General features: G+C 63.1%; 20 protein-coding genes and 3 pseudogenes. 9 read left to right on the top strand and 14 right to left on the bottom strand.

Features of this window, described 5'->3' with window-relative positions:
- Positions 1-30 precede the first annotated feature (30 nt).
- From MHI61_RS02555 to MHI61_RS02520, 8 genes are all read right to left on the bottom strand, one after another.
- Positions 31-852 carry an inositol monophosphatase family protein gene (locus tag MHI61_RS02555; protein WP_239789273.1) on the bottom strand — a complete coding sequence of 274 codons (822 nt, stop codon included), beginning with the start codon at positions 850-852 and terminating at the stop codon, positions 31-33.
- Positions 852-1856: a LacI family DNA-binding transcriptional regulator gene (locus MHI61_RS02550; RefSeq protein ID WP_239789272.1), complete on the bottom strand. Its 1005-nt coding sequence runs from the start codon at positions 1854-1856 to the stop codon at positions 852-854. The genes MHI61_RS02555 and MHI61_RS02550 overlap by 1 nt, the downstream gene beginning before the upstream one ends.
- Complete coding sequence (locus MHI61_RS02545; protein WP_239789271.1) at positions 1840-2619, bottom strand: glycerophosphodiester phosphodiesterase; 780 nt, start codon at positions 2617-2619, stop codon at positions 1840-1842. Before MHI61_RS02545 ends, MHI61_RS02550 begins: the two co-directional genes overlap by 17 nt.
- A complete protein-coding gene (locus tag MHI61_RS02540; RefSeq protein ID WP_239789270.1) occupies positions 2619-3674 on the bottom strand; it encodes an ABC transporter ATP-binding protein in 1056 nt (351 codons plus the stop codon). Before MHI61_RS02540 ends, MHI61_RS02545 begins: the two co-directional genes overlap by 1 nt.
- A complete protein-coding gene (locus MHI61_RS02535) occupies positions 3674-4516 on the bottom strand; it encodes a carbohydrate ABC transporter permease (protein ID WP_222141069.1) in 843 nt (280 codons plus the stop codon). The genes MHI61_RS02540 and MHI61_RS02535 overlap by 1 nt, the downstream gene beginning before the upstream one ends.
- A 2-nt stretch (positions 4517-4518) precedes the next feature.
- Complete coding sequence (locus MHI61_RS02530) at positions 4519-5820, bottom strand: sugar ABC transporter permease (protein ID WP_097583302.1); 1302 nt, start codon at positions 5818-5820, stop codon at positions 4519-4521.
- A 64-nt stretch (positions 5821-5884) separates the two neighbouring features.
- Positions 5885-7231: an extracellular solute-binding protein gene (locus tag MHI61_RS02525; protein WP_097583300.1), complete on the bottom strand. Its 1347-nt coding sequence runs from the start codon at positions 7229-7231 to the stop codon at positions 5885-5887.
- 110 nt (positions 7232-7341) lie between these two features.
- The gene (locus tag MHI61_RS02520) at positions 7342-7587 is read right to left on the bottom strand and encodes a hypothetical protein (RefSeq protein ID WP_239789415.1); all 246 of its coding nucleotides are present in this window, start codon (positions 7585-7587) and stop codon (positions 7342-7344) included.
- Here MHI61_RS02520 and MHI61_RS02515 point away from each other — a divergent pair.
- A pseudogene (locus tag MHI61_RS02515) lies at positions 7480-7937 on the top strand (YbaK/EbsC family protein). The gene MHI61_RS02520 and the pseudogene MHI61_RS02515 overlap by 108 nt on opposite strands.
- Before the next feature lie 83 nt (positions 7938-8020).
- Positions 8021-9010, top strand: coding sequence for a Tim44 domain-containing protein (locus MHI61_RS02510; RefSeq protein ID WP_239789269.1), 990 nt, complete (start codon positions 8021-8023; stop codon positions 9008-9010).
- A 19-nt stretch (positions 9011-9029) separates the two neighbouring features.
- Here MHI61_RS02510 and MHI61_RS02505 read toward each other — a convergent pair whose 3' ends face one another.
- Positions 9030-10061, bottom strand: a complete 1032-nt coding sequence (locus tag MHI61_RS02505) for a hydroxyacid dehydrogenase (protein WP_239789268.1) — start codon at positions 10059-10061, stop codon at positions 9030-9032.
- Positions 10062-10378: 317 nt separating this feature from the next.
- On the opposite strand from MHI61_RS02505, the gene MHI61_RS02500 reads away from it, so the two are divergent.
- The 7 genes from MHI61_RS02500 (at position 10379) to cydX (ending at position 18188) form a co-directional block, all read left to right on the top strand.
- Positions 10379-10978, top strand: coding sequence for a HupE/UreJ family protein (locus tag MHI61_RS02500; RefSeq protein ID WP_239789267.1), 600 nt, complete (start codon positions 10379-10381; stop codon positions 10976-10978).
- Positions 10979-11230: 252 nt separating this feature from the next.
- Positions 11231-11809: a GbsR/MarR family transcriptional regulator gene (locus MHI61_RS02495; protein WP_239789266.1), complete on the top strand. Its 579-nt coding sequence runs from the start codon at positions 11231-11233 to the stop codon at positions 11807-11809.
- Positions 11810-11813: 4 nt separating this feature from the next.
- Positions 11814-13547: a thiol reductant ABC exporter subunit CydD gene (cydD, locus tag MHI61_RS02490; protein ID WP_239789265.1), complete on the top strand. Its 1734-nt coding sequence runs from the start codon at positions 11814-11816 to the stop codon at positions 13545-13547.
- Positions 13544-15235: an ATP-binding cassette domain-containing protein gene (locus MHI61_RS02485; RefSeq protein ID WP_239789403.1), complete on the top strand. Its 1692-nt coding sequence runs from the start codon at positions 13544-13546 to the stop codon at positions 15233-15235. Before cydD ends, MHI61_RS02485 begins: the two co-directional genes overlap by 4 nt.
- 76 nt (positions 15236-15311) lie before the next feature.
- Positions 15312-16892, top strand: a complete 1581-nt coding sequence (locus tag MHI61_RS02480; RefSeq protein WP_239789402.1) for a cytochrome ubiquinol oxidase subunit I — start codon at positions 15312-15314, stop codon at positions 16890-16892.
- Positions 16893-16897: 5 nt separating this feature from the next.
- Positions 16898-18052: a cytochrome d ubiquinol oxidase subunit II gene (gene cydB / locus MHI61_RS02475; protein ID WP_239789401.1), complete on the top strand. Its 1155-nt coding sequence runs from the start codon at positions 16898-16900 to the stop codon at positions 18050-18052.
- Between the two features lie 13 nt (positions 18053-18065).
- Complete coding sequence (gene cydX / locus MHI61_RS02470; protein WP_239789400.1) at positions 18066-18188, top strand: cytochrome bd-I oxidase subunit CydX; 123 nt, start codon at positions 18066-18068, stop codon at positions 18186-18188.
- A 42-nt stretch (positions 18189-18230) separates the two neighbouring features.
- Here cydX and MHI61_RS02465 read toward each other — a convergent pair whose 3' ends face one another.
- The 5 genes and pseudogenes from MHI61_RS02465 to MHI61_RS02445 all read right to left on the bottom strand — a co-directional run bounded on the left by MHI61_RS02465 (position 18231) and on the right by MHI61_RS02445 (position 24415).
- Positions 18231-20234 (bottom strand): aldo/keto reductase, encoded by a 2004-nt coding sequence (locus MHI61_RS02465; RefSeq protein WP_239789399.1) that lies wholly within the window; start codon positions 20232-20234, stop codon positions 18231-18233.
- Positions 20235-20269: 35 nt separating this feature from the next.
- Entirely contained in the window at positions 20270-21352 is a 1083-nt protein-coding gene (ugpC, locus tag MHI61_RS02460; RefSeq protein ID WP_239789398.1) for a sn-glycerol-3-phosphate ABC transporter ATP-binding protein UgpC, read from the bottom strand.
- 12 nt (positions 21353-21364) lie between these two features.
- Positions 21365-22200 (bottom strand): annotated as a pseudogene (locus tag MHI61_RS02455) (carbohydrate ABC transporter permease).
- Positions 22197-23057, bottom strand: a complete 861-nt coding sequence (locus MHI61_RS02450) for a sugar ABC transporter permease (protein ID WP_239789397.1) — start codon at positions 23055-23057, stop codon at positions 22197-22199. The pseudogene MHI61_RS02455 and the gene MHI61_RS02450 overlap by 4 nt, the downstream one beginning before the upstream one ends.
- 83 nt (positions 23058-23140) lie before the next feature.
- A pseudogene (locus MHI61_RS02445) lies at positions 23141-24415 on the bottom strand (ABC transporter substrate-binding protein).
- Positions 24416-24478 lie beyond the last annotated feature (63 nt).

The raw sequence follows: 24478 nt of genomic DNA, 5'->3' as shown, positions 1-24478 counted from the left end.
GGATGATGGCATGCCTTAATCAACGGGCTTTTAGCCGCCGACTGACAGCCCCTCGCTCTCGAGGATGAAGGCGAACTCGCCGGCAAGCCCCGGCGCGTGGGCGATGACCGGCCCGCCATCCGCAAGCAGCTTGTCGATCGGTGACATCGCCACCACAGCGCCGGCCTCTTCGGCGATCAGCGCGCCGGCAAGCATGTCCCAGGCATTGAGATGGCGTTCGTAATAGAGGTCGGCAGCGCCCTCGGCGACGCGAACCAGGTCGATGGCAGCCGCGCCCGTGCGGCGATAGTCGATGCCGCTCTCATGCAGCCGTCGGGAGAGTGCGAGATAGTCCTCGAAACTCGTTTTGCGGGAATGGCCGAGGATGACCAGCGCATTGGCCGGATCGTCGGTTGCGGCGGCATGAATGGCAAGCCCGTCCTTGAAGGCGCCGCCGCCGCGCACGGCATGGACGACCTTGTCCTCGGCAGCGTCGTAAACCACGCCGATCTCGGTCCTGCCGCCGGCGACGAAAGCGATCGAGACGCCCCAATGCCGGAAGCCCCTGATGTAATTGGTCGTGCCGTCGATCGGATCGACGACCCAGGCGCCGACCCCGTCCGACAGTCCACCGCTTTCCTCTCCCATGAACGTATCGTCCGGAAAGCGCGAGAGGAGCCCGTCGCGGATCGCCTGTTCGGCCCTCTTGTCGGCTACAGTGACGAAGTCCTGCAATCCCTTGTTTTCGACGGCGAGGATGCCGGCGTCAGAGTCGCGCCGAAACCGGGCCGCTTCCCGTCCGGTCTCGAGGGCAACGGCGATCGCGACCTCCGCCCGGGCCCGGATGGCAGTGGCATCGAATGCGGAATTCATCAAGCAGTCCTTCTTCTTATCAGTGTCACCGGCGTAAATTCGACGCGCGCCGTCAGGTCCGGCTCGGCTATCCGGCTCATCAGCAGATCGACGGTCTGTTCGGCCTGGATATCGCAAGGCTGGCGGATCGTCGTTAGCTCATAGGCGGTCCAGCTCGCCTGCGGAATATCGTCATGGCCGATGATGGAGAGCGGCGGCGCGTCGTCGCGGCCGCGGCCCTGCATGATGCGGTCGAGGACGCCGCAGGCCATGTAGTCGTTGGCGCAGAACAAACCGTCAATGCCCGATGCAGCAAGTTCGCCGGCCGCATCATAGCCGCTGCGGTAATCGTTGATCCTGATCTGGAAAAACTGCGGCTCGGCGCCGAGCTGCTTGCAGCGGGCAATGAAGGCCTCGCTGCGCCGCCGGGCCGTATAGGATATGGCGGGTGCGGCCATCACGGCGGGCTTTCGCACGCCGCTCTCGATCAAGTGCGTGGCGGCGAGATGGCCGGCCATGCGGTCGTCCGAGATGATGCGATCGACAAAGGGAATATCATTGCCCTTGTTGATCAGGACGATCGGCACGCCTTCGGCCGCACACTGCTCGCAGATCGTGGTCGGCGGTGCGTCCGAGGTGACGATGACGCCGGAGACGGCGTAATGCAGCAGCTGGCCGATGACCGTCGACGTATCCGCCTGCTGCGAGGTCGGCAGCAGGATCGGTCGGAAATTGCGGGCAAGCAGCACTCTCGACAGATGCTCGATCTGCAATGTGCGGAACGGATTGTCGAGGCCGGCGGCGACAACGCCGACGAGATCGGAGCGTTTGTTGGTGAGGCTTCGAGCAAGATAGTTCACCCGGTAGCCAAGCTCCTTGGCGGCCTGATAGACCTTTTCCCGGGTCTTCGGTGAGACGCTGGCATCCGGTGTGAAGGCGCGTGAGACGGCGGCGCGCGAGACGCCGGCCACCCGCGCCACGTCGAAGGAGGTTACCTTGCGCGGTCCCTTATCCCTGTCTGGCAACTGCTTTTTCCCTCTCTGCCGACGGCCGCATCAGATCGGGCAGATCCGTGCAGATGCCGAGAACCGGAAGCTTCATGATATCATCGAGAATGGCCGGCCGCTCCTCGTGCCAGAGCACGATCTCGCGGCCCGCCTCGAAGGCACGCTGCATCAGCGCGTCGGTTACCAGGTCCTGCGGCCGCTCGCCCGCCCTCTCCCAGCAGAGATGCAGAATATCGGCGCCGGCCTCGTCGCCCAGGGCATGCGGATCGTAGCCGACGCGGATCAGCACCGAAAGCGGGAAATCGCAGCCCGCGTCCCTGAGTTCGCGCACCTGCGCCGTATCGAAGGAGCCGAGGCAGGCGAAACGCTGGTTCATCTCGGCAACATGGCGCCAGCAGCGCAGGCCGGTCCCGGGCGCCTTCAGCTCGACATAGAGGCCGGTTCCGGTCTCCCGGGCGAGAGCGGCGACCTCCGAAAAACGCGGCACGTCGACGCCGTCAAGGGCGGCGAGCTCGGCGGCCGTCATGTCGGAAATGCGTCGGTCGATGCCGAAGACGCGCTCGAGATGGTCGTCATGCGAGACGACGACCACGCCGTCGCCGGTCAGCTGCGCGTCGAGCTCCCACATCTCGGCGCCGAGTTCGGCAGCGCGGCGGAAGGCGGCGAGCGTGTTCTCGCGTTCATGGCCACTGGCGCCGCGATGGCCGATGCAGAAAGGAAGCCGGCCCTTGGCCGCTGGCCAGCCATAGCGCTCGAAAAAGGCCGAAAAATCGCGGGTCATCAAATCCTCCTGCCATTTTCGTCGAAGACGAACACGCCACGGCTGTCGATCGCCCAGGTCACATGGTCGCCAACATGGATATCGTTGCGCACCGGCTGAATCGAACGCAGCAGCGGGCCACCCGCAAGAGCCACGTCGTAGAGGTTTTCGCGGCCCTGTGTCTCGGCGAAGGTGATCTTGCCGGTGACGGGGGTATCACCCGCCGGTGTAAAATGCTCGGGTCTGACGCCAAGCATCAGCTTGCTGCCCTCGGCGGCGCCGACGGTGCCTGGCAGCGGCACGCGGATCTCGCTCTCGGGGATGATGAAGGCCCCTTTGTCCATGACGCCGCGCAGGAAGGTGATCGGCGGATTGCCGAGGAAGCCGGCGACGAAGGCGGTTTTCGGGTCATTGTACATTTCGGCCGGCGTGGCGATCTGGACGATCTCGCCTTCCTTCATGATGGCGATGCGGTCGCACATGCTCATCGCCTCCACCTGGTCATGGGTGACAAGAATGGCGGTGATGCCGGTCTCGCGCTGCAGCCGGCGGATTTCCGAGCGCATTTCGAGGCGCAGCTTGGCGTCGAGATTGGCGAGCGGTTCGTCGAGCAGCAGCACATCAGGCTTGCGGATCAGGGCGCGGGCCAGCGCCACGCGCTGCTGCTGGCCGCCGGAAAGCTGCGCCGGTCGGCGTTCCATGAGATTGTTGATGTGGACAAGCCCGGAAATGCGATCGACCTCCTTGCGGATGTCGGCGGCGTTGACGCCCTTCACCTTGAGGGGAAAACCGATGTTTTCGGCAACCGTCATGTGCGGATAGAGCGCATAGGACTGGAAGACGACGCCGACGTTGCGGGCCTGGCTCGGCAGGTCGGTGACGTCGCGGTCGCCGAAGAGGATGCGTCCGCTGGTCGGCCGGTGGATGCCGCAGACCGCGAAAAGCGTCGTCGATTTGCCGCAGCCGGAAGGCCCGAGCAGCGCCAGCATCTCGCCGTCGCGGACTTCGAGCTGCATGTTCTCGATGACCTTGGTGGAGCCGAAGCTCTTCGAAAAATTGTCGAGGAGGATGCGCATCAGCCTTTGCTCCCGCCGCCGTAGATGTTCATCAGATATTTGTTGAAGAGCGCGTAAGCGATCAGCACCGGAATGAGGTAGAAGAGGCCGACCGCCTTGAACATGTTGAAATCGTAATTGTTGTCGTCGGCGAGGAAGCCGGCGAGATAGACCGACAGCACCTGCACGTCATTGCCCGGCGCCAGCACCTGCGGCAGGATGAATTCGCCCCAGCCGGAGAGGAAGGAGAACAGGCCGAGCGCCATGATGCCGGGCTTGACCTGCGGCAGCACGAGGCTGCGCCAGACCCGGAAGCGCGAGGCGCCGTCGACGACGCCGGCCATTTCGATTTCCCACGGCACGGTGTCGTAGAAGCCCTTCATCAGCCAGATGCCGAGCGGCAGGTCGATCGCCGCCTTCACCAGGATGACACCGATCAGCGAATTGTAGAGACCGATCATCTGCAGCACGATGAAGATAGCGATGATCAGCGTGACCGACGGGAAGGCATGCAGCACCATGACGCCGGCAAGGAAGAAGCCGCGCGCAGGCACGTTCAGCCGCGACAGCACGTAGCCCGCCATCGACGAGACGATGAGCACGAGGCTGGTGGTGCAGGCAGAAAACAGCAGCGTATTCACCGTCACCTGCCAGATATTCGCCTTGCCCGCTGTCGTCTGCCATAGGAAACGCCAGTGATTGAGCGTCAGGCCGGACGGCAGCAAGGCATCCGGCTGTTTCACGGTCACGGTGTCGAGGAAGAGATAGACATACATCAGGAGCAGCGGCAGGCTGACGATGGTCAGCGCCGTTATGACGGGCCAGCTGCGATAATTTGCCGAAGGCTGCGATTGTTCGGCCATGGTCAGTCCTCGATCAGGGGCTTGGCGACAAGCGTGCCGTAGTTGAAGACGCGCAGATAAAGGAGCGACAGCATCACGCCGATGACGACGAGCACCAGCGCCATGGCCGCGCCCAGCCCGTATTCGAGATTGCCGGCATAATTCCTGAGCGCGGTGTGATAGGCGGAGAGCGCCCAAACCTCGGTCGTGTTGCCCGGTCCGCCATTGGTGGCGAGCAGGATTTCATTGAAGGACGCGAGCAGCGACAGCGTCTGGTAGCAGGTGACGAAGAGGATCGGCCAGCGCATCTGCGGCAGGATGATGTAGCGGATCTGCTGCCAGCGCGAGGCGCCGTCGACCTCGCTCGCATAGAACTGGCTCTTCGGAATGGCCTTCATTGCCGAGGAGAACACCAGCATGCCCATCGAGGCGCCGATGAAGCCGTTGATCAGCACGACGAAGAACCAGGCATTATAGGCGTTGTCGAGCAGGTAGTTCTTCGGAGGATAGCCGAACTTGCCCATCAGGATCGAAATGAAACCGGTATCCCAGGCGAGCCATTTCCACAGCATGACATAGATGACGACGGGGGTGATGCGCGGCAGAAGCCAGATGCCGCGAAAGATCGAGGCCGGCGTCGGCGGCATATAATGCGTCCAGATGGCGAGCAGCAGCGCATAGCCGACATTGAAGAGCGTCAGCACCAGCGCGACGTAGAGCGCGGTGTTGAAGAGCACCCGCGCCATATCAGGCGAGGTGGCGATGCGGGAGAAATTGTCTGATGTCCAGGTCCAGCCGGTATAGGTGGCCTCGGCCACCGTTTCCTTCTGTTCCTGCGTCAGCTTGAGGCCGAGGGTGTCCAGCGCCGAAAACAGCTCTTCCTTGCTGTTGAAGCGGGTGTTGACGACGGAGCGGTTGAACTGTTCGGAGATCTGTTTGACCTCGCGCGTCGAAGGGCGATCGGCGAGATCCTTGATCATGCGCTCGGCTTCGCGGCGCGTCGGGAAGACCTCGCCGGCATGTTTGGCGCGCAGCTCCGCGGCGATACCAGGCTCAAGGCCGAGGCCCTCGACGGCCTTGAGGCCCCCCTCGTCGATCGCGTAGCGCGGTTCGGCCATCTCGGCGGCAATGTCGGGCATGGCCGACTTCAGTGCGATCAGGGAATTGGGTGCGATCTGATAGACGCCGCCGGAAATGCCGGTTGCGGTCGTCATATTGGTCATCGAGAAGACCGCGGTCAAAACGACCGGCATCAGGAAGAACAGGACGATCATGATCGCCGCAGGCGCGATCATCACCAGTCCAAGCCTTCTGGACGATTTCATGGAAGCCTCCTCGCGGGACGGACCGGGCAGCGGGGTCGCCGCTGCCCGGAAGAGTGCTTCGACTTTAGCGGATGACGATCTTGTCGCCGAGCGTGCTCTTCAGCTCGCTCTCGGCATCGCCGATGGCGGCGTCGACGGTCTTGGCGCCGGTCCAGGATGCCTCGAGGTTCTTCCACATGATGTTCCAATATTTGCCGAAATCGGAATTGTTCGGCATCGCATTGGCATGCGGCAGCAGGCGCTCGGTGGCTTCGCGAGCCCAGCGGTCGTCCGCATAGAAGTCCACTTCGGCTTCGGCTTTGGAGATGCCGAGATGGGCGGATTTGATCGCATGCAGCGCGTTGATGCGCGGTTCGGAGGCGATCGTGATCAGCTGAGCGGCGATCTGCGTATCTTCATCGCTGTGTCCTGCGGTCAGCATGTAGACGAGCGGATGCGTCAGCGTGTTGGCCTTGCCGCCCTCGCCGGCCGGGATCAGCGTGAAGACGATGTTGTCGAAGAAATCCTTCAGGCCTTCCTGGTTGACGAGGCGGGCATAATGCCAGGTGCCGGCGTCCCAGATGCCGGCCTTGCCGGTGGCGACTTCCTTCCACCACTGATCACCCGGCATGCCGATATGGTTCTTCTTGGTGACGCCCGTTTTCACGGCATCGGAGATGAACTGATAGGTGCGGGTCATGGCCGCCTTGTCGAAAACGAGCTTGCCGTTTTCTTCCATCGTGCCGCCGAAGCTCGTGTAGAACTGCCAGTAGTCAGGGCCGTTGCTGGGGCGCGGATAGAAGCCGTAGCCTGGCTGGACGAGACCCTTGTCCTGCATCTTCTTGGCGTCTTCGAGCAGGTTCTTCATAGTGTACTTGCCGTCCTGAACGTTCTGCGGCAGTGCATCGAGATCGGCGTCGCTATAGCCGATCGCCTTCATGTAAGGCTTCCAGAAGAACATCGGGCGGGATTCGGCATCCTGCGGAATGCCGTATACGGTGCCGTTGTACGAGGCGATCTGCATCAGGTTTTCGTAGATGCCGTTGAGCGGCCAGGCGTCGAGATCAACGTGATCCTCGATCGGAACGATAAGGCCGGCCTGTGACCAGGGGGCGATATCTTCATGACCGCTGGCGACGATGTTCGGGGCGGTCTTGGCTTCCGCGGCAAGCGTCAGCGCCTGCTTGAAATCGTCCCAGCCGGAATAGGGCTTCTTCTCGATGGTGATCTTCAGGTCTTCACCCTTGAGCGCGGCTTCGCGCTGCAGCTGCTGGGCTGCGATCTCGATGGCGTCGAGGCGATAGGTGTCGTTCGGGCCGGTGCCGCCGGCCCAGACGCTGATGGTAACGTCCTTGGCAAGCGCAAATGCGGAGGTCGAGGCCAGGATGGCGGCCGCGATCGTAAGGGATTTCAACGTCGGCAAAATGGTCATTTTCTTCGTCTCCCTGGAAGAGCAGTGTGAAGCCTCTTGACGGGCCAGCACTGTCGCTTGACGGCCGTTCCGAAACCCCACGAAAACGTGACATGTCCCGCTCTATGGGCTCAACGTAACGGCCGAATGACAAAATTGAGCACGTGTGCAAAATTATTATGACGATGTCCGAAAGACTTGCAAGCGACGGTTTTCAGCGGGCATGTTTTGCGCTTCAAATTGCGCTTATGCTGCGCTAGCATCACGTCATGAGCCTTGAATCCGTCCGCGCCTTCCTCCGTGCGCATGCCCCTGATATCGAAATCATCGAAACCGCCGAGAGTTCCTCGACGGTTGCCCTTGCCGCCGAGGCCCATGGTGTCGAGCCCGCCCAGATCGCCAAGACGATCTGCCTGCGCGTCGGCGAGCAGATGATGTTGGTTGTCGCCGGCGGGACGGCCCGCCTCGACAATCGCAAGTTCAAGGACACGTTCGGGGCCAAGGGGCGCATGCTCGATGCCGAAGAGGTCGCGGCGGTACCAGCCATCCGGTGGGCGGTGTCTGCCCCTTCGGCCTGCCCTCGCCGCTGCCGATCTATTGCGATATTTCGCTACAACGCTTCGACGAAGTCGTCCCGGCGGCCGGCTCGACCAATTCGGCCGTGCGCATCGCCACAGGGCGGCTGGCGGAGTTGACCGGCGCCAGCTGGGTCGATGTCTGCCAGTAATGGCGCCGAAGAGCTTCACACGCGGGAAAGAATACCTATATGACATCTCGACATGCCGCGATGTGCATGACAGGAGATCAGGAATGAGTGCCGTTTCGCGTTTTGCCAAGGTCGCGGCCATTGCCGTACTGACGAGCGCTACCGTTTTTGCTTCGCTCGGGGATGCCGAGGCGCGCCGCGCCGGCGGCGGTTTCGGAAGCCGCGGCACGCGCACCTTCCAGGCTCCGCCTGTCACCCAAACTGCGCCTGCTCCGGCCGCGCCGATCGAACGGTCGATGACGCCGCGCCCGCAGACGACGGCACCCGCTGCCGCGCAACAGCCCTTCGGCGCCCAGCGCCCGGGCCTCTTCGGCGGTTTCGGCCGGTCGATGATCGGCGGCCTGATCGCCGGCGGCCTTCTCGGCATGCTGCTCGGCCACGGTTTCGGCGGCGGCTTCGGCTTCCTCGGCATGCTGCTGCAGATCGCGTTGATCGGCGGCGCCGTGATGCTGGCGATGCGTTATTTCGCCAATCGCCGCCAGCCCTCCTACGGGGTGAGCGGCCAGAGCCGCTCCTATAATATGTCGCCTACCAACAATTCGTCCTTCCAGATCCCGGCGATCGGTTCGGGCGCTTCTTTCGGCCAATCGTCGCGCGGCAACCGCCCGAGCGACGAGATCGGGCTGGCACAGGCCGATCTCGATCAGTTCGAGGAATTGCTGACCAGCATTCAGACCGCTTACGGCGCTGAGGATTATGGCACGCTGCGCCGGCTGACGACGCCCGAGGCCATGTCCTATCTTGCCGAGGAACTCGGCGAAAACGCCACCAACGGCGTGCGCAACCGCGTCTCCGACGTCAAGCTGCTGCAGGGCGATATTGCCGAGGCCTGGCGCGAAGACGGCCAGGAATATGCGACGCTCGCCATGCGTTACTCTTCGATCGACGCCATGGTCGAACGCGACAGCGGCCATGTCGTTTCCGGTGACGACCGTCACCCGAGTGAAAGTACCGAGGTGTGGACCTTCGTGCGCAAATCGGGCGCTGACTGGAAGCTCGCCGCGATCCAGGGCACCGAGCAGCGCGCCGCCTGAGGCGCGCGCTTACCCTGGCTTAATTCACCGCGACCGGTTTGGAGCGCATGCGGGAGACCGTCTCGCGCTCCGCCCGCTTGCAGCGCATCGGCGGCAAGCCACGATCCATCAGGTCCATATCTTCCAGCACCATATCGCCCATCTTCTTGAAGGCGCTGTCGAGGGCGCCGGCCCGATGCGCCGAGCGGATGAAGCCTTTCAGGCTGCGCACCGGATGATCGGGCGGCAGCGGCTCTTGCGGATAGACGTCGCTCGCCGCGACGATATGGCCTGACGAGACGGCCGCCATCAGCGCATCGAAATCGACGACATCGGCGCGGCTGAGCAGGATGAAGGCTGCACCCTTGCGCATGCCGGCGAAGGCCTCGGCGCCGAGAAATCCCTTGTTTTCGCTGGTGACGGCGGCGACGACGAAGACGAAATCGCTCTTCGTCAGAACATCCTCCAGGCTTGCGGGCTCGACGCCGTTTTCCTCGAGGATCGATTGGGGCAGCCAGGGATCGAACACCCTGATGCGCGCCCTGAAGCCGGACAGCACGCGGCGCAGCGCCCTGCCGAGATCGCCGAAGCCGACGATGCCGATCTCGGAGCCGGCGACGAGCCGCGCACTCGCATTGCCCTCCCCGCCCCAGAGCTCGCTGCCTTCGCGAAAGGCAACGTCCGCATCGACGATGCCGCGTGCCAAGGCCAGGGCGAAGCCGACGCCGATTTCGGCGACCGGCTCGGCAAAGACCTGGCCTGTGGTCACGACATGAATGCCGCGCTGGAATAGCACCTCATAGGGCATGTTGTTCAGAAGATTGCTTTCGACATTGAGGATCGAGCGCAAGGCCGGCATTCTGGCCAGTGTTTCCGCCGAAAGCGGTGGCTGGCCGATGATGTATCGGGTCCTGCCGAGGATCTCGTCGCCAAGTCCGGCGACAGTATCCGCATCGGCTTCGACGACCTCATATTTCGCATGCAATCGGGCGCGGCCCTTGTCGCTGAAGATCAGATCGAGCGTGCGCGGCTCGGGCGCGCTGATTACCAGCGGCCGTTCGGCATTCGTCATGGGTGTCTCCTCTGTCGCGCGCGGCTTGCGTTGCCCCGGCCGGAGAATTGATACTCTCTGGCCTCGGCCGTTTCCAGCTGGCGGCAGAGGAATTGGAGAGGGAACCCCCTCATCGGCGCTGATCTTGAGCTGCCGGCGCGACGGGAGCAATCGAAAGCGGCATTTGCCTATCCGATAAGCAATTGAATTCTCTTGTTATTTCACGGCTATCGTGTTGACGGGGCCGATTGCTTGATTTAGCTTGATGCGAGCAGGTAGGCGCCGTGCCGGCGTATCCGGCGGCCGCAGGAAATCGAAGAACTGCAAAGGAACGAACAATGAATTCAGTATTTAAGAGCGGCTTGCTTGCCTTGGCTGCCGTCGCGCTTCCGGCCGTTGCTTCCGCCCATCCTGCCGTTGGTGAGGCTGCCGGCTTCAGCCATGGCATTGCTCATCCGATGTCCGGGCTCGATCATGTTCTCGCCATGGTGATGGTCGGGGTTTTTGCTTTCCAGCTCGGCGGCCGCGCCATCTGGCTCCTGCCGGCGACCTTCGTCCTGGTGATGGCGGGCGGCGGCGCTCTCGGCGTTGCCGGCGTCAATCTTCCCTTCGTTGAAACCGGGATTGCGCTTTCCGTCGTCGTTCTGGGGGCCATCGTTGCGCTCAACGTCAAGGCCCCGCAGGCCGCAGCACTCGGCATGGTCGGCCTCTTCGCCGTCTTTCATGGCCATGCGCACGGCGCCGAAATGCCGGAAGATGCGGCCGGCCTTGCCTATGCTGCCGGCTTCATGATCGCGACCGGGCTGCTGCATGGCGCCGGCCTCGCTCTCAGCTACGTCATCGGTCGCGCCGGCGAACGTCGAAGCATTTTCGTGACGCGGGCCGCCGGCTGCGTTGCCGCCCTATCGGGCCTCGGCATCCTGGCCGGCTTGATCTGATCGGCCGTATCGCTGCCAGAAAGCACCCATTCAGCCAAGAACGCCCGGCAACATATTGCCGGGCGTTTTTTTGCATCGTTCGGTAACGAGCGATGGACTTGCCCTGCGTAAATCGGGCCGCCGTCAAATCTGCCGGGTGAATTGACAATATCCAAATTGACGCAGGCGCCGCTTGCCGATTGCCGGCGAGGTGTAAAACTCTGTATAGTAATTTCAGAAATTTCTGAAATCACAGATGCAACGGAAATTGCCATGAACCTTCCGCCTCTCGTCCAATCCTTCGTTCTCCATTTCGGCGAGATGGGATCGCGCTGGGGGATCAACCGCACGGTCGGCCAGATCTATGCCCTGCTCTTCGTCTCGTCCGGACCGCTCTGCGCCGAGGAGATCGCCGAGTCGCTCGGCATCTCGCGCTCCAATGTGTCGATGAGCCTGCGCGAACTGCAGGCCTGGAACCTCGTCCTTCTCAAACACAAGCCGGACGATCGGCGCGATTTCTTCACCACGCCGGATGATGTCTGGCTCATCTTGCGGACGCTGGCCGAGGAACGAAAGAAGCGTGAAGTCGATCCGACGCTGTCGGTTCTGCGCGAAATCCTGATGCAGCGCCCCGCCAGCGAGGCCGAACGGCATGCGCAACAGCGCATGGGCGAGATGCACACGCTGATCGAACAGCTGACCCATTGGTACGAAGACGTAAAACAACTTGAGACAGAGAGGCTTGCAACGCTACTCTCGCTCGGCGCGAAAGTGACAAAGCTTCTGGAGGCCAAGGATCGGGTCGTCTCGCTTGGCCGCGGCCGCCGGCCAAATCCAGCGAACAAGAGTTAGCGCCATGGGCACGGCTTTCTTCGACGCGAGAGACAGACCAGAGGCTCGGCCACGGCCGGAGGGCGAAGCCGTGCCGGCCGGCCGCGATGCGACAAAGAGCGGATTGCGCCGGGCGGCAATGCTGCAGGCGCTGGCCGCCGCTTTCTGGGTTCCTCAGGCCGGGTTGCTGGCCGTGGCGGTAGGGCACATCGTCGATGGCGGCGGGTTGCGCGAGATGTTCTGGCCGGCCCTCGGCATTCTTGTCCTCGGACTTGCAAGAAGCTGTCTCGACGCGGCCGGCGGCCGCCTGGCCTTTCATGTCGCGCGCGCCGAGCTCAGCCGCAGACGGCGGATCGCGGCCGCGGTCCTCTCCAGCTCGTCGCCCATCGATCGCGGTCGGCCAGTCTCCGGCAAAGCGGCAAGCGTGCTTGGCGAGCAAGCCGAACTCATCATGCCCTACCTCTCCCGTTTTCAGCCGGCGCGCATCAAGGCGAGCCTCGTGCCGCTTGTCATTCTTGTCTGCGTCCTGCCGGTCTCCTGGATCGCGGCGCTGGTTCTGCTTTTCGCCGCGCCGCTGATCCCGATCTTCATGGCGCTGATCGGCTGGCGCGCCCAGGCGGCCAGCGAAAGACAACTCGTTGCCACCGGCGGTCTCAACGGCTTCCTGCTCGACCGCCTCCGCGGCCTGGCGACGATCCGCGCGCTCGGTGCGGTCGATGCAACCGCATTGCGGCTGCGCCAGGAGGCGGAATCGCTGCGTAAGCGCACCATGGCGGTGCTGAAGATCGCCTTTCTCTCCTCGGCCGTGCTCGAGCTTTTCGCCGCCCTCGGTGTGGCGATGATCGCCGTCTATGTCGGCTTCAGCCTGCTCGGCGAGATCCGCTTCGGCACTTGGGCAGGCCGGCTCGACCTGACGGAGGGATTGTTCATCCTGCTGCTGGCGCCGGCCTTTTTCGAGCCGCTGCGCGAGCTCTCGGCCGTCTGGCACGACCGGGCGGCGGGTGATGCGGCGCTGAAGGCCCTGGACGCTCTTGCTGCTGGCGGCATGCCGATTCAGGGATCGGCCGAAGTTGCGCCGTTGATATCCGCCGGTGCGCCGGCCATCGAGCTTGACAATCTCGTCTTTCGCTACGGTGCCGATGAAGCCGTGATCCTCAGCGACTTCAATCTCAATATCGCCGCCGGCGAACATCTGGCGCTTCTCGGCGCCAGCGGTTCCGGCAAGTCGACGCTTCTTTCGCTGATGGCGGGGCTGGCGCCCTGCACCGGCGGTCGCATCATCATCGGCGGCGTCGAGCTTATGGACGACACGGCCGGCGGCTTGCGCGGCGGCATGGCCTGGATCGGCCAGAGGCCGCATATCTTTGCCGGCACCATTGCGGGAAATGCCGCGCTCGGCAGAACCGACATTTCGCGCGCCGGCGTGGCGAAGGCGCTGGACGCCGCGAGGCTCGGACAGGCGATCGCCGCTTATGGCAGCCGGCCGCTCGGAGAAGGCGGGACCGGGCTTTCCGGCGGCGAGGCGCTGCGGCTTGCGATCGCGCGGGCGGCCTGCAATCCGCATCTGCGGCTGATCCTGGCCGACGAGCCGACCGCGCATCTCGACGCTGCCACCGCGGCGGAGGTTACCGAGAGCCTGCTTTCGCTCGCCAGGGGACGCACTTTGATCGTTGCGACCCACGATCCGCTGCTTGCCGCACGCATGCATCGCAGCGTGCGCATCGATTCCGACAGCATGATCCGGGAGGCGGCCGAATGAGCGGTGTTGCTGCAGATCTCAAGCCGATCCTGCGCCTATTCCTCGCCGAGCGCCGGCGAGCACTGCTGCTCGGCGCGGTGCTTTCGGCAGCGACGGTGACTGCGGGCATTGCCCTTCTCGGCCTGTCCGGCTGGTTCATCACCGCCACCTCGCTTGCCGGCCTTTCGGCTGCGGCCGCCGTCACTTTCGACGTCTTTGCGCCCTCGGCCGGCATTCGCCTGCTGGCCATCGTCCGAACCGCGGCGCGTTATGGCGAAAGGCTTGCGACCCATGACGCCACGCTCGGCGTGCTTGCTGGTCTGCGCGAGAAACTGTTTCGCGGTTTTGCCGAACCGGGCGCGGCGCGCGCCCTGCTCTATCGTCCCGCACGGCTGCTGTTCCGGCTGACGGCCGACGTCGATGCGCTCGACTCGCTTTATCTCCGTATTCTCGTGCCGGCCGCGGTGGCCGTCGGCGCAGCACTGGTCGCGAGCCTCGCGCTGGGGCTGATGCATCCCTTGTTCGGTCTGTGTTTTGGCTTGCTTCTCGCCGGCGCCGGCCTCGGCCTGCCGCTGATTGCCGGCCGCGCTGCCCGCAAACATGCCCGCAGGCGTGCCCATGGCATCGAGGCGCTGCGGTCGCGGACGATCGATCTCGTCGCCGGCCAGATCGACCTGTTGATGGCCGGCCGGCTTTTCGCGCAGAAAGAGGCGATCGCCGCTGCCGATCGGTACACCGCCTGTGCCGACGACCGCCTGAACCGCGTGGAGACCGGCCTGACCTTCGGTTTCGGCCTTGTCTCGGCGCTGCTGCTGACGGCATCGCTGCTTGCCGTTGCGGCTCTTGCGGAAGCCCGGCTCATCACCGCTCCCGTTGCGGCCCTCGGGGTGCTTGTCGCCTTTGCGGCCGTCGAACCCTTCGCGGCGCTGCGTCGCGGCGCCCTTGACCTCGGCAGGACGCTGCTTGCGGCAAGGCGCATCGCGCCGCGGCTTGCCGTCGCCGTCGCATCCGAACCAGTGGCCCCTCTCCTCCCGGGATACGCCGTCTCGCTGGCTGACGTGTCCGCCTTCCATGAAGGCTCGAACGCGGCGGTGCTCAAGGATATTGATCTTGCGCTCCGGCAGGGCGAACGCCTCGCCGTCATCGGCAGCAGCGGCGCCGGCAAGTCGAGCCTGCTCGCTTTGCTTTCCGGCGAGTTGCCGGCAAGGACGGGAAGCATTGCCGCGACGACGGCGACGCTGCTGACACAACGGACGGAACTTTTTGAGGATAGCCTGCGGGGTAACCTTATCCTTGCCGACCCGCAAGCAAGCGAGGCGCGTCTCCATGACGTGCTTGCCGCCGCCGGTCTGCTTGCCGATGTCGAGGCCATGCCGCGGGGGATCGACACACGGCTCGGCGAAGGCGGGCTCGGCCTGTCCGGCGGCCAGTCGCGCCGGCTGGCGCTTGCCCGGCTCTTCCTGCGCGACACGCCGCTCTGGCTACTCGACGAGCCGACCGAGGGCCTCGACGGCGCCACCGCCCGCGACGTGCTCGGTCGTCTGTCGGCGATGGCGGCAGGCCGCTCGCTGGTGATCGCGACTCACATCCGCCGCGAGGCTGTTATCGCCGATCGCATCGCCGTCATCGAAGGCGGCCGCATCTTAGACGTTTCGCGCCGTGGAGAAGCGGCGTTCGAAAAGGCGCTCGACCGGCTTCGGCCGGATTGAGCGAGAACCGCATGCCCTCAAGCGCCATCCGGCGCTGAGGAATGCTCCGTACCCGTGGGACCGTGGGAGAAAGACAATGGAACTAGATATCGTCACGCTATCGCGCTTCCAATTCGCACTGACGGCGCTTTACCACTTCCTGTTCGTGCCGCTGACGCTCGGCCTGTCCGTGCTCTTGGCGATCATGGAAACCGTCTATGTCATGACCGGCCGCCAGATCTGGCGGCAGATGACGAAATTCTGGGGCACGCTGTTCGGCATCAATTTCGTGCTCGGCGTTGCCACCGGCATCGTCATGGAATTCCAGTTCGGCATGAACTGGAGCTATTACAGCTATTATGTCGGCGACATCTTCGGCGCGCCGCTGGCGATCGAAGGCCTGATGGCCTTCTTCCTCGAGGCGACCTTCGTCGGTCTGTTCTTCTTCGGCTGGGACAAGCTGTCGAAGGTCGGCCATCTCGTCGCCACCTGGGCGGTGGCACTCGGCTCGAACTTTTCGGCACTCTGGATCCTCATCGCCAACGGCTGGATGCAAAACCCGGTCGGATCGGCACTCAATCCGCAGACGATGCGCATGGAGATCACCAGCTTCTTCGACGTCGTCTTCAATCCGGTCGCCCAGGCGAAATTCGTCCATACGGTATCGGCCGGTTATGTCTGCGCCTCGATCTTCGTGCTCGGCGTCTCGGCCTGGTATGTGCTGAAGGGCCGGCATATCGAGCTTGCTAAACGTTCGATGACGGTCGCCGCCTCCTTCGGTCTCGCTTCGGCGCTCTCGGTGGTCGTGCTCGGCGACGAGAGCGGTTATCTCGCGACCGAGAACCAGAAGATGAAGCTCGCCGCGATCGAAGGCATGTGGAAGACGGAGCCGGCGCCGGCCGCCTTCACCGCCTTCGGCTTTCCCGATCAGGAGGCGCGCGAGACGCATTTTGCCGTGCATATTCCCTGGGTCATGGGCCTGATCGGCACACGGTCGCTGACGACCGAAATACCCGGCATCGACAAGCTCGAACAGCAGGCCGAGGTACGCATCCGCGACGGCATCAAGGCCTATGACGCGCTGATGCAGATCCGTGCGGCGCCGGCGCAGGATCAGGTGGCGCAGGAGGTTCGCACCTCCTTCGAGGATCTCGGCCATGATCTCGGCTATGCCCTTCTTCTGAAGCGCTACGTCGACGATCCGCGCCAGGCCACCAATGAGCAGATCGTGCAGGCTGCGCGTGACACCATCCCGCATGTGCCGACGCTCTTCTGGTCCTTCCGCATCATGGTAGGCCTCGGCATCTTCTTCATCCTGCTGACCGCCATTTTCTTCTGGCTGTCGGCGCGGCGCCATCTCGACAAATACCCGCTGCTTCTGAAGATTGCCGTGCTGGCGATCCCGCTCCCTTGGGTCGCCATCGAGCTCGGCTGGGTCGTCGCCGAATTCGGCCGCCAGCCCTGGGTGATCGAAGGTGTGTTGCCGACGGCGGCCGCCGTCTCCAGCCTCGGCGCCGGCACCGTGCTTTTGACCATCATCGGTTTTGCCGCCCTTTACACAGTGCTGATCGTCATCGAGATGAGCCTGATGATCAAAGCGATCAGGCAGGGGCCGGAACCGGATGACGAGCCGGAAGCGGTGCTGATTTCCGAAACCCTCATCCCGGCTGCGGAGTGACTGCCATGATCCTTCACGAACTCCTCGATTATGAAACCCTGCGCCTCATCTGGTGGCTGTTGCTCGGCGTGGTGCTGATCGCCTTTGCGACGACGGGCGGATTCGATCTCGGCGTCGGCACGCTTCTGCCTTTCGTCGCCAGGACCGATACGGAACGGCGCGTGGTGATCAACACGATCGGCGCCACTTGGGAGGGCAACCAGGTCTGGCTGATCCTCGGCGGCGGCGCCATCTTCGCCGCGTGGCCGCCGCTTTACGCGGTCTCCTTCTCGGGCTTCTATCTCGCGATGTTCGCGATCCTTTTCGCGCTCATCCTGCGCCCGGTCGGCTTCAAATACCGGTCGAAGCGCGACAGCGCCCGCTGGCGCACCGGCTGGGACTGGGCGCTCTTCGTCGGCGGCTTCGTGCCGTCGCTGATCTTCGGTGTTGCCGTCGGCAACGTGCTGCAGGGCGTGCCCTTCCGCTTTGCCGACGACATGCGGATCTTCTACGAAGGCTCGTTCTTCGCCCTGCTCAACCCCTTTGCGCTGCTGTGCGGCTTACTTTCCCTGGCCATGCTGACGATGCACGGTGCGGCCTGGCTGGTGCTGAAGGCGAGCGGTCCGGTTGCAGAACGGGCCAGAAGCTATGGCAGCATCGCCGCTCTCGCCGCCATCGTGCTGTTTGCCCTCGGCGGCGTCTTCCTGTGGATCGGCGTCGGCGGCTATCGCATCACCAGCGATATCAGCCCGATCGGGCCTTCCAATCCGTTGCTGAAGACGGTGGCGCTGGAGAAAGGCGCGTGGCTTGCCAATTACACCGCTCATTCGTGGATGATCGCCGCACCCGTCCTCGGCTTTGCCGGTGCTGCACTGGCCTTCATCGCCATGCGGGCAAGGCGCGAGGTGATGACGCTGCTCTTCAGCACGGTCGCGATCCTGGGCATCATCTCGACGGTCGGTCTCTCGATGTTCCCGTTCATCCTGCCCTCCTCGCTCGATCCACGATCGGGCCTGACGGTCTGGGATGCATCCTCCAGCCATATGACGTTGTTCATCATGCTGGTGGTGTCGGCGATATTCCTGCCGATCATCTGCGCCTACACGGCCTGGGTCTACAAGGTTTTGTGGGGCAAGGTCGAAGAGAAATCCGTCACCGACAAAAACAGCCACGCCTACTGAGGGAGACGAAACGATGTGGTATTTCGCATGGATCCTCGGCCTGCCACTGGCCGCCGCCTTCGCCGTCCTCAACGCCATGTGGTACGAGCTGGTCGATGATGCAGCCCGAAAGAAGACGTCCGAAGCGAGCAAGTAAATTGAGAGGGGCGCGGTTCGAACCCGCGCCCCTCTCCTTTCATCAGCCTTCCAGCCACTTCACCTCGTCCGGCGTCAGCTGGATGTCCAGCGCCGAGAGACTGTCTTCCAGTTCGGCGACGGTGCGCGGCCCGATTAGCGGAATGACCGGGAAGGGCTGGGCGATGACATAGGCGAGCGCGATATGGATCGGGTTGCGGCCGAGCTTGTTGGCGAGTTCGATGGCGCGGTCGCGGCGGCCGAAATTGCGCTCGGAATACCAGACGCGCACGATCTCCTCGTCGTCGCGCTTGTCGCGGCCGGCGCGGTCGGTAAAGAAGCCGCGGCCCTGGCTGGACCAGGCAAAGTTCGGGATATGCTTCTCGTTCAGCCATTTCTTCCAATCGTCATCGGAAGCGGCGACGCAGCCGGCCCAGATCGGATCGAGCATCTCGGCAAGCGAGAAGTTGTTGGAGAGTGATGCCGGCGCCGCCTTGCCGGTCTTTTCGGCATAGGCGATTGCCTCGTCGAAACGCGCCCTTGTCCAGTTCGAACCGCCGAAAATGCCGCGGATGCGGCCGCGTTTGACTTCTGCATCCATGGCGTCGACGAACTCGCCGACCGGCACGTCGGTATTGTCGCGATGCATGAAATAGATGTCGACATAGTCGGTCTTCAGCCGGGCGAGAGACTGGTCGAGCTGCTTGGCGATCATATCGGGATAGCAGAGCGGCGAATGGGCGCCCTTGCCGATCAGCACGATCTCCTCGCGCGGCACCTGGCGGCTCGTGTGCCAGTCGCCGAAGATCGCCTCCGTCTTGCCGGCGCCATAGACATAGGCGGTATCGAAGGCGTTGCCGCCGGCTTCATAGAAGGCATCAAGCGTCAGCGAGGCGGCGGCGAAGTTCGGGAAGAATTCGAAGCCGAGCGTCACGACCGAGGCCGGCTTGGAAATGCCGGGTATCACACGCTGCGGGATGCTGCTACCGCGCGTGACTGCGCCGCCGGCGATGTTTTTCGTACGCTTTGCCGCTTTTTCGACGCCGTATTCGAGGCCGACCGAGGCGCGCCATTGGTCGAGCACGCGCAGGTTTGCGATCGAATCCGCCCAGCTCATGCCGGGGGCGCTGAATTCCGTTCGGCCGGCACGGATAGCATCGCCCGCTGCGTCCGCCTCGAAGGAATAGAGCCAGCGATCCTCCTTGATCTCGACCGTTTCCTGCTTGCCGCCCTTGAAGATCTCGATCTTGCCGACGCCGCCCTTGTGGCCCGAGGCGAACCAGAAGTCGGCGACCTCGATCCGGCCCTCGGAGCCGATGATGCGCAGCACGTTGTCCTGCTGCGCCATGATCGAGCAGGAGACTTCGGCGATGATCTCGTTCGGGAATTTGAGAACGGCCGAGGCCCATTCATCGACGCCGCTTTCGCCGAGATGGGCGACGCCCGAAACCTTTTCCGGTTCGAGGAAGGCCTTGCCTTCCGCCGCACCGGCGATCAGCCGCGCCATCGAGACCGGATAACCGCCGACATCGAGAATGCCGCCGCCGGCGGTATCGTTAGCGAACAGCCGGTGCTCCGGCCTGTAGCTGCCCATATTGAAGCCGAAGCTCGAGCGAATGATGCGCAGCGTGCCGATGACGCCGCTCTTGATGAGTTCGACGAGCTTCTCCGTCTGCGGATGCACGCGGTACATGAATGCCTCGCCGGCAAAGACGCCGGCCTTCCTGGCTTCGTAGTAGACGGCCTCGGCATCATAGGCCGATAGCGCGATCGGCTTTTCCACCAGGATGTGTTTGCCGGCGCGCGCGGCCTTGATCGCCCATTCGGCATGGCCGGTATGGGGCACGGAAATATAGACCGCATCGACCTCGGGGTCGGAAAGCAGCGCCTCGTAGCCGTTGACGATGCGGGCGCCGGGGAAAGCTTCCGCAAGGCCTGGCTTTGCAGGATTGCGGGTGGCGATCGCCACCAATTTGCCGGTACGCGAATGGGCGACGCCATCGGCAAAGGTGCGGGCGATGGTGCCGGGGCCGATGATGCCCCAGCGGATCGGTTGATCGGACGTCATGGAAACCTCTTTCGTCTTTCTGCCTTGGGAGGGGTTTAGCGAAGCCGTTTGCCGGCGCCGTCGAAAAGGAATGTGTGGCTTGCGGGAAGGCCGACGGTCAGCGTCTCGCGATTGCCGGCGACGCGTGATTCCGGCCGCTCGATGATCAGCTGCTCGCTGCCGACGGCGGCATAGATGTAGCTGGTATTGCCGAGATGTTCGGCGACGTCGACCGCGACGGTGAGATCGGCATCGCCCGCGCCGGCATCGACGAAATGTTCGGGCCGGATGCCGAGCGTTACCTTCGTGCCGGCTTCGATGGGTTCGGTGACGGGCAGCGGCAAGCGCATATTGGCGTCGCTTTCCAGCGCGATGACCGCCCTGCCTGGCTGCGTTTCGACCACCATCGCTTTCAGGAAATTCATCTTCGGCGAGCCAACGAAGCCGGCGACGAACTGGTTGGCGGGATCGTCGTAGAGATCGAGCGGTGCGCCGATCTGCTCGATATTGCCGGCGCGCAGCACGACGATTCTGTCGGCGAGCGTCATCGCTTCCGTCTGGTCGTGGGTGACGTAGATCATCGTCGTGCCGAGCTGCTTGTGCAGCCTCGAGATTTCGACGCGCATCTGCACGCGCAGTTCCGCGTCGAGGTTCGAGAGCGGCTCGTCGAACAGGAAGACCTCCGGCTCGCGGACGATGGCGCGGCCGATTGCGACGCGCTGGCGCTGGCCGCCGGAAAGCTGCTTCGGCCGCCGCTTCATCAGCTCGGTGATCTGCAGGATTTCGGCGACATGGCGCACGCGCCGCTCGGTATCGGCCTTCGGATTGCCGTTCATCCGCAGGCCGAAGCTCAGATTTTCCTCGACCGTCAGGTGCGGATAGAGCGCATAGGACTGGAAGACCATGGCGATGCCGCGATCGGCCGGCTCGACGTCGTTGACGACCCTGCCGCCGATCTGAAGTTCGCCCGAGGTGATATCCTCAAGACCGGCGATCATCCTGAGCAGCGTGGACTTGCCGCAGCCGGACGGGCCGACGAAGACGACGAATTCGCCATCCTTCACCTCCAGATTGGCGCCGTGGATGATCTCAAAGCCGCCGAAGCGCTTGACGATGTTGCTGAGTGAAAGCTCTGCCATGCGGCCTCCCGACTATTTAATTGCGCCGGCCGCGATGCCGGCGATGAAATGGCGCTGAAGAGCCACGAAGATGACGAGGATCGGCGCCGTCAGCAGCACCGCGCCGGCCATGATGCCGCCCAGGAGACCTTGGTGAGGCCGATCAGCGTTCCCAATGCCACCGGCGCCGTCATCATGCCTGGCCTGGAATTGATCAGCAGCGGCCAGAGGTAATTGTTCCACGAGTGCAGGAAGAGAATGATCGCCAATGCCGCCATGGTCGGGCGCGCCAGCGGCAAGGCGATGCGCAGGAAGATCTGCCACTCCTTGACGCCTTCGACCCGGGCCGCATCGAAAAGCTCTCCCGGCATCATCGAGAAGGATTGCCGCATGAACAAGACGCCGAGCGAATTGAACAGCGGCGGCACGATCAGTGCCACCCAGGTGTTTGCCAGCTTGAACTCCCGCGCCACCATGATGAATTGCGGGATGACGACCACGGAGAAGGGAAGCGTGATCGTGCCGAGGATGATGGCGATGACGACGGTGCGGCCGACGAAACGGTAACGTGCCAGCGCCCAGCCGGCCATCGAAGTCAGCAGCACCGAGAGCACTGTATAGATGAGCGCCACGCCGATGGAGATCACCATGGCCCCGATGAAATCGGTATCGGCCTGCAGGTTCTTGAAATTCTCGACGAAGTTGGTCGATGGCCACAGCACGATGTCAGGGCTGAAAATGCCGTTGTCGGGCATCGTGGAGAAGACGAACATCATCCAGAGCGGAAACAGCCAGATTATCGCAAGCGGCGCCAGTGCGGCATGCAACGCGATCTGGCGCAGCAGAAGGGATTGCGATTTGGATTTCATTTCGGATCCCTCCCGACCCAGAGATTGAGAAGCGAGATCGCCACGGCAAGTGCCGCCATCGTATAGGCGATCGCCGAGGCATAACCGAAGTTCAGCGCGGTGAAACCCTGGCGATAAAGGAAGAGGCCGAGTGTTTCCGTGCCGCCGCCGGGGCCGCCGCGATTGGTGATGAGGAAGGGCTCGGTGAAGAGCTGCATGGTGCCGATCACCGAAAGCACCACACAGAAGAGGATGATCGGTTTCAACAGCGGCAGGGTGATATGAAAGAACTGCTGTACCTTGCTCACTCGGTCGAGCGTTGCTGCCTCGTAGACATCGTCGGGAATGGCCTGCAGGCCGGCGAGGATGATGATGGCGTTATAGCCGGCCCAGCGCCATGTGACTGCGAGGATGATCACGGCCATCGCCGCATTGGCATTGTCGAACCAGGATATCGGGCTGAAACCGATGGCCGAAATCATCTTGTTGATGACGCCGAAATCGAGGCTGAACATCAGTCGGAACACGGCTGCGTAAGCGACCTCTCCGACGACAACCGGCGCAAAGAAGGCGAAGCGGAAAAGCGGGCGCGCTTTCAGGAGCGGCGAATTGAGTAGCACGGCCATGACGGTCGCAAGCGCGATCATGACCGGCACCTGGATCACCAGGATGATCAGCGTGTTGTAAAGAGCGTTATAGAAGGCCGGATCGTAAAAGAGCCGGCCCCAATTGGCCTGGAAGCTGTATTTCCACGGATTGATGCGCGTGTTTTGAAAGGAAATCAGGAACGAATTGATGATCGGCCAGACCCAGAAGGTGGCGAAGATCAGCAGATAGGGCGCGAGGAACGCATAAGCGCTCCGGGTTCTGAACGGCATCAAGCCTCCTCCTTACGAACGAACGAATGACTGGCCGGGTAAAAGCCAGGAGGCCGGGCGCTTGGAGCGCCCGGCATCGTCATTCATTGCGCGATCGGAAGACCGGTCGCCGAAGCGATCTGGTTGGCGGCGTCGTCGAGAGCCGCTTTCGCATCGGGGTAACCGCCGGCGAAGAACTTCGCCTGCGTTGCCCTGAAGATGCCTTCGGCATCGCTCTGGAAGGCGGTGCCGCGGCTCGGCACGATCTTCGGCAGCGTCGCCAGGATATCTGCCCAGACCTTCTGCCCGCCCCAATAGGGCTGCGCCTCGTTGACGAAAGGATCCTTCTCGGCCGAAAGCAGCGACGGCACCAGGCCGAATTCCTTCAGCATGGTCACCTGCCCCTCGTTGGTGCCGAGGGCATAGTTGACGAACTTCCAGGCCGCTTCCTTGTTTGCGGACGCTGCCGAAATGGCAAGCGACGAACCGCCGAGATTAGCCGCGTGCGGGCCGTCGGCCGTCAGGCTCGGCATCCTGTAGACGCCCCACTTGCCTTTGAGGTCGGGAGAGGTCGAGCGCACGGTGCCTTCATACCAGCCGCCATAGAGCTGGCTTGCCGCCTTGCCGGCGGTATTGGCCTGGATCTTTTCGTCCCAGTTGGCGGCCGTCAGCGTGCCGGCATCCTTCATCTCCTTCACCTCCTTCAGCGAAGCGACGCAGGCCGGCTGGTTGATGGTGATATTCTGGCCGTCGGTCGAGAATCAGCCGCAGCCCTGCTCGTTGGCGATCATGCGGAACCATTCGCTGTCGCCGTTGAAATCGGCCTGCGCCATGACGACACCGGGATTGGCGGCCGAGATCTTCTTGCCGGCAGCGATGAAATCGTCCCAGGTGCTGATCGTGCTGGGATCGACGCCGGCCTTTTCGTAGAAATCACGGCGATAGAAGACAGCGACAGGGCCGGAATCCCACGGCATGGCATAGGCAACATCGCCGACCTCGAGCTCGGTGCGCTTGAAGTCGGGGAATTTCGCCTGAATATCGGCGGTGTAGCCGAGCTCTTTCAGATTGGCGAAGCAATCCGGGAAACGGCTCCAGAAGATTTCAGCTTCGAAATTCTCGATGCTGACGATGTCGGGCAAGCCTTCGCCGCCGGCAGCGCAGGCAGCCAGCGTCTTGTCGAAAACCTGGCTGTTGCCGAGGTCCTCGACCGTGACCTTGATATCGGGAAACTGTTTGTTGAAGCCCGGCAGCGTGGACTTCAATGCCGATGCGGCGACATTCCAGCTCCAGATGGTGAGATTGGCCGGTTCTGCAAAGGCAGAGCCGGAAGCAAGCAGTGCGACAGCTGCTGTCGCAGCGAGAAGTTTGAAGCGCATTGAAAATCCTCCCTTTTCAATTGCCGATCTTTCACGAACGCGGTTAGACTATCCGCAAGGGAG

This window comes from Rhizobium sp. K102 (assembly GCF_022385315.1).
GTDB lineage: Bacteria > Pseudomonadota > Alphaproteobacteria > Rhizobiales > Rhizobiaceae > Rhizobium > Rhizobium croatiense.
The sequence above is the reverse complement of the archived record's forward strand: the minus strand, read 5'-3'. Positions and strand labels throughout refer to the sequence as shown.